The 5,735-nt window shown below is 52.6% G+C and carries 2 protein-coding genes and 1 pseudogene; all 3 read left to right on the forward strand.

Features of this window, described 5'->3' with window-relative positions:
- Nucleotides 1-208: 208 nt before the first annotated feature.
- Nucleotides 209-3,268 carry a glycosyltransferase gene (locus R6U67_RS19105; protein WP_410254017.1) on the forward strand — a complete coding sequence of 1,020 codons (3,060 nt, stop codon included), beginning with the start codon at nucleotides 209-211 and terminating at the stop codon, nucleotides 3,266-3,268.
- A gap of 45 nt (nucleotides 3,269-3,313) precedes the next feature.
- Nucleotides 3,314-4,930, forward strand: coding sequence for a tetratricopeptide repeat-containing sulfotransferase family protein (locus R6U67_RS19110; RefSeq protein ID WP_410254018.1), 1,617 nt, complete (start codon nucleotides 3,314-3,316; stop codon nucleotides 4,928-4,930).
- Nucleotides 4,931-4,981: 51 nt separating this feature from the next.
- Nucleotides 4,982-5,735, forward strand: a pseudogene (locus R6U67_RS19115) (hypothetical protein); the annotation flags it as partial.

Raw genomic sequence — 5,735 nt, forward strand, 5'->3', positions numbered from 1 at the left:
GAAGCTGTCAGTGCACACCTGCGCTCGCTGTCGGTATGGGGGGTAAGTCTGGTAACTGGGCTAGCAATTGCCGTATCAGTGTTAGCATGGACGGGTTCGGTCCTGATGTTGATTCCGCTTCGTTCACGCTGATGATAGGCTATAACCGCTGTATCCTGTCCTCTAAGACCTGCGTGTCTGCCTATCCCTCTCCCAGTGTTGACGATTCATGTCCCTCGTTTCTGTAATCTGCACCGCGTTCCCGACAGACCTAGACTCCGCCGAAACCCGAGCCAGTCTGGAGTCAGTTCTGGCGGGAACCTATCAACAGTTTGAACTCATTTGCATCGGAGCGGGGGAAACGGGCAACGCCTCAGAGCAACTCGACTCAGAGCAACTCGACTCAGAGCAACTCGACTCCCGACTGCGCTGGGTTGAACCCTCCCCAACTGGCAATTTAACGGCACTGGAGCAAGCCGTGGCCCAGAGTCGGGGAGAGCTGATCACCTGGATTCAGCCGGGAGACCGTTGGCAGCCTGAGAAACTGAGCCGACAGGTGGCCGCCTTAGCGGCCGCTGACGACCCCCAGACGGCGATCGCCTACAGCCGGGTCTCTCAGCAAGGCAACCCCCTCCCCATCCCCACCATCCCCCCGGATGCTCCCTCAGCAACGCTCCATGACGCTCTGCGGCTCTACTACCATTGGCAAACCCTGTCGAATCCCCTGATTCGCCGGGAAGCCTGGTTAGCCGTAGCTGGGGAGGGATTCGGACTGGGGATATCCGACCTTTTTTGCGGTGGTTGGCGCATGGCGGTGGCCCTAACGCAACAGTTTCAGGCGATCGCCCTCGATGAGAGTTTAGTTGAACTGGCTCCCTGGACAACGCCAACCTTGAGCCAATGGCAGCAGCTGCGACAAGCCTTACAGGAAACCCTCACCACCTTCATCACTCCCGAAGACCCCCAGGATCGGCAAAGCAAGGCTCAACATAACCTAGATAAGTATCTGTTGGCTCGCGCCTTGTGCGATTCTCTGACCCCGGACTTGGCCGCTGAAGTGCCACCCATTCTCAAAACCCTGTATCAGAATGACCCCAGCATTCAATATGAGGGAGCGTTAATTGTCGAAACCTACCGGCGACTGGCCACAGGAGACCGCTTAAACCTCAGCGATCGCTGGTTAGCCACCCTGCAAGTCACACCAACACCGCTGATTACGGTAGTTATCCCTGTTTATAACGGCGAAGCGACCGTTGCGGCCACCATCGACTCGGTCCTGGAACAAACCTTCACCGACCTTGAACTGCTGATTATCGACGATGGCTGCACTGATAACACGGCGGCGATCGTTGATCGTATCAGCGACTATCGACTGCGACGGCTGGCCTACGACAATGCTGGACTGGCCGCCAGTCGCAATCGCGGCTTACAGAAGGCTCGGGGAACCTATATTTCCTTCATCGATGCCGATGATCTCTGGCATCCCCAGAAGCTAGAGGCTCAATATCAACGGCTGACGCATCCCCCTGAGACTCACGCCAATCTGCGATCGCTCTATGGTGTGGCCTACAGTTGGACTGACTATATTGACGAGTCCGGCAACGTCCTTAAACCCGGCAGTCATCTGACCCTCGACGGCGATGCGTTGGCTCACCTGCTACTGGCGGATTTCCTTGAAAGTGGCTCGAATGCCCTGGTTCGGACTGACGCCGCGCGAGCGGTGGGGGGATTTGATGAGTCTCTCCCCGCCGCCGAGGATTGGGACTTTTTCCTGAAACTGGCCCGCCGTCATTTCTTTGTCTGTGTTCCTGAAGCACAAGTCTATTATCGGGTTAGCGCCAGTTCCATGTCCTCGCAGTTGCAGCAACAGGAGGCGGCTTGTTTAACGGTGTTAGAACGGGCGTTTAGCGATGCCCCGCAAGCCCTACAGCCCCTGCGATCGCAGAGTTTTGCCAATCTGTATCAATACCTCAGTTATCGAGCCTTACAGCCTCCTCTCACGCCGGACAACTGTCGCCTGGCGTTGGGGTTTTTACAAAATATCAAAGGTTGGGACTCTCAGGCTCCCCGTTACCAACCCCTACTGACGGAATTACAAACCCTCTGCCGCATTTACCAGGATAATGCTCCCCGCTTGGCCGCTCGCCTCTGTGACGCGGGTTCCCTGACTCCCCAAGTTGAAGATCTCTTCCAATACACGCGATCGCGTCCCTATCCCGCCATCTCCGTCATTATCCCCGCCTACAACGCCCAAGACACCATTGGCGAAACCCTAGAATCGGTTTTAGCTCAAACCTGGACAGACTTGGAAATCATCGTCATCGACGACGGTTCGACGGATAACACCGTCGCCGCTGTCAAGGCGATCGACGACCCTCGCCTCAAACTCTTCTCCTACCCCAATGCGGGCCAGGGAGAAAGTCGTAATCGCGGCGCCTGTCACGCCATCGGAGAGTTTTTCGCCTTCTTAGATTCCGATGACCTTTGGACCCCTGATAAACTTGAATCCCAATATCGCGCCATTGTTGAGTGGCAGCCTCCCGCCAATGCTGAATCCCTCTATCAGACCCGTCAGCCGGCGGTGGCCTATAGTTGGGTCGATTGGATTGATATCTCGGGTCGCTTTCTGCAACGCGGCTGTGAGTACACCAGCAATGGCTATGTTTATCCTAAACTTTTGCTAAGTGATTTCATTGCTGGCGGTTCCAATGCGATGATGTGGCGAGGTGCATTTTATCAAGTTCGGGGGTTTAATCCTGATTTTCCTCCCGCCGAAGATCGAGATATGTGGTTGCGGCTGGCGGAGAAGTTTCATTTTGTGGCCGTGGAGAAGCCTCAGTTGCGCTATCGACAAGTTCCTACTTCCCAATCGGCGAATGTTGTGCGCATGGAGCGATCGCAGTTGCGAGTGTTAGACGCCGCCTTTGAGCGCGCGCCTCAGGTTCCCCCCTTTGCCCAAAACCCAGAGCGTTTGCCGGCCTATCGCGCCCAAACCTACGCCAACTCCTATAAGTATCTCACGTTCAAGGCCTTAGAGGGCGACCCAAAACCGCAACAAGGCCGTTTAGCGATACGACTGTTTTGGACAGTGCTACAGTATGAACCCCAACTCTGGCAAGAACGCCGTTTTGTCATTAAACTCTGGTTGCGGATTCTGATCACCGCTTTCTGTCCCCAAACTTGGACTCAAGCCGTGTTACAACGATTTCCCACCTTCCCCCGGTTACATGGAGATTTGCTGGGATATACCAAAATGGATGTTCCAGTTGATGCGTTTTCGGATGCTTAACAGCCACCTCAACACTCCAACCTGCTCAACCTAGACCGTTTAACCATGAAAGCTCAAATCAAATCACAATTACGACGGGGTCGGACGTGGTTAACCGTTCGTCCACTGCACGTTAAGTCTGTCTATTGGCGGGTTTTAACTCGGATTCAACCGCACAATCCTTGGCCTCATTATCATTTGGCAAAAGCGCAACTCCAGCAGCAAAACTGGTCTAAGGCCGAGGCATCTTTTCGTCGCTGTCTCGCCTTGGACAAAGCCATCGCCCTCGCTCACCATGAGTTAGGAGATGTGTTGCAACAACAGGGGAAATTTGAGGCGGCAGCGGGGGCGTATCGGCAGGCGATCGCCCTCAAACCCGAGTTTTCTTGGTCACATCATAACTTAGGGGATGCTCTACGACATCAACAGGATTGGCAGGGTGCAATTAGCGCCTATCAAGATGCGATACAACTCGCTCCCGACTGCTTTGAAACTCATCATAATTTAGCCAAAACCTATAGCCAGGCTAAACAATGGCAAGCCAGCGCAACAGCGTACCAGAAGGCGATTGATCTAGCATCACAATCTCAAAATCCTCCCTTTCAACTGCTTTATGACTACGCCGGGGTATTATTACGCTTAAAAGACACCTCGACGTTGAGTGAAGTTTATCTCAAAACAATCGACGTTGATCCAGAGTTTTCCTGGTTTTATCACTTTATTTTTTGGAGAACCCTCAAAGCTGAAGAGCGACTTCCAGAAGCAGAAAAAGCCTACAAAAATGCTTTAAAACAACATCCAAACAGCACAGAAGTTTATATCAATTTAGGAGAAGCTCTCAGCCATCAAGACAAAATTAGTGATGCCCTCCCGTACTATAGACAGGCATTGCAACGGCAATTAGCAAAACCTTACCCAGAATTAGCAAAGTTTTGTGAGGCTGACTCAGATAGAAGCGACCTCAAAACGAAGCCAGATTTTATAATTTTAGGGGCGCAAAAAGCAGGGACTAGCTCCCTCTATATGTACTTAACACAACATCCTAATGTGATTCCGGCGCTGCGCAAAGAAGTAGAATTTTGGTCTTGGAAATATCGACGAGGTCATGACTGGTACTTTGCTCATTTTCCACCGCTACCCGAGGGAGGAAAATTTTTAACGGGGGAAGCCTGTCCTGGATATTTGGACTTTTATGTCACACCAGAACGAATCCGGGAGTTTCTACCCCAGGTCAAATTTATCGTTCTGTTTAGAAATCCCGTAGATCGGGCTATTTCCCACTATTATCACTGGGTGCGACGACAACAGGAAACTCTACCCTTGCCCGAGGCGATCGCCGCCGCCAAACAAGAATTAGACCAACAGGGCAATGCTTGGGATTTACCCAGTAATTATCTCGCCCGAGGAATCTATGTGGAATTTGTCCAGCATTGGCTCTCGTTATTTCCCCGTGAGCAGTTCCTGTTCTTAGAAAGTGAAGCCTTTTATCAAAACCCCGCTGCGAGTCTGAAACAGGTTTATCAATTCCTAGATATCCCTGACCATCCCCTAACCGACCATCGTAAATACAATGCCGGGTCTTACCGACCCGCAGAGGCGGATATTCGTCAAGAACTCCAAGCCTTTTATGAACCTTATAATCAGGAGTTACAAACTCTGCTCAAGTGTGACTTTAGCTGGTAAGCCCGATCAGTATTGATATCACTCCCTAAAAAATCCCCGCCAAAATATCCTATGAAACTCTCCCCCTTCCTCTATCGACTCAGGGGAAACCTAAGCCTTCTCTATCATCAACTGACCTCCCCCAAGACCTCGGGGCAACCCCTCGATGAAATTGCCTTACAACTGCTGCAACAGCAAAACCAAGAAGCCGCATTAGCCGCCTTTTCTCGGGCAATTCAAGCTCAACCCAGCCAAGATTGGCTGAGCCGTTTTCAACTCTGGGCTATCCTGGAACAGCCCCATCAACCGGGTGTAGCCGCCTGGGGAGAGAGACTCGTGGACATCCTAGAAACCTTGGCCCAACAGCATCCTCAAGAGCGAACCTGTGCCTTAAACCTCGCCGAAGCCTTAACCCGCCTCGGACAGTTTGAGGCGGCCCGGCCTTGGTATCGTCGCGCCGTGGAAAACCGCCTGGCGTGCGATCGCCCCGATTTAGCCCATCTCCAGCCCCATCTCCAGCTTACTTCGACTCCATCTAGCCCCCAGTTCACCATCATCGGGGTCATGAAAGGAGGAACCACCTCTCTCTATCACTATCTCAGTCATCACCCCCAGATTGTCCCCAGCGCCCGCAAAGAAATTGACTTTTGGTCTTGGCGATATCAGCGGGGATTAGACTGGTATCTCGCCCATTTTGCCCCATTACCCGATTCAGGAACCTATATCAGCGGCGATGCCAGTCCGACCTATTTTTCCCATCAAAAGGCGCCCCAACGGCTGGCGCAAACCTATCCCCACATGAAGATCGTGGCCGTGTTACGGAACC

Source organism: Sodalinema sp., from assembly GCF_046483825.1.
Taxonomy (GTDB): domain Bacteria; phylum Cyanobacteriota; class Cyanobacteriia; order Cyanobacteriales; family Geitlerinemataceae; genus Sodalinema.

Excerpts from the sequence above, each read along its gene's own strand:
- R6U67_RS19105 (WP_410254017.1), top strand. The coding sequence starts at position 209 with ATGTCCCTCGTTTCTGTAATCTGCACCGCGTTCCCGACAGACCTAGAC.
- R6U67_RS19110 (WP_410254018.1), top strand. The coding sequence starts at position 3,314 with ATGAAAGCTCAAATCAAATCACAATTACGACGGGGTCGGACGTGGTTA.